The sequence below is a fragment of the Lactobacillus sp. WILCCON 0149 genome (genome assembly GCF_057197965.1).
The window spans coordinates 1-265 of the sequence record NZ_JBUBHO010000050.1 but is presented as its reverse complement, the minus strand read 5'-3'; the positions used below and the strand labels follow the sequence as shown (position 1 = coordinate 265).

Sequence of the window (265 nt, the reverse complement as noted above, 5' to 3'; positions counted from 1 at the left end):
GAAGCGATCTCTTCGGCTACCGCAGAAGAGAAAGACGCATCCAGAGAAGGGATCGAGATTGAAGCTCTTCTTAACTATGTAAGCAAGCGAATCGATTCCTCGGCGCATGTCGGTCTTACCACAAACAATGAACACGCGACCTAATTCAGCCAGATTAATCATGGCTCAAGAACCTGTCCACGACTTCGAGCATAAGCTCGCTAGTGGCATCACTGTAAAATGACAGCTCAACTCCATTGGACTTCAGATTGAGAACGAGCCTGTT

General features: G+C 47.5%; 1 protein-coding gene. It reads right to left on the bottom strand.

Annotation, left to right across the window (positions count from 1 at the left end; translation table 11 throughout):
- Positions 1-162, bottom strand: a 162-nt coding sequence (gene tnpB / locus ACYVUV_RS12435; protein ID WP_274606500.1) for an IS66 family insertion sequence element accessory protein TnpB, incomplete at its 3' end; no start/stop codon positions are given.
- Between the last annotated feature and the right edge of the window lie 103 nt (positions 163-265).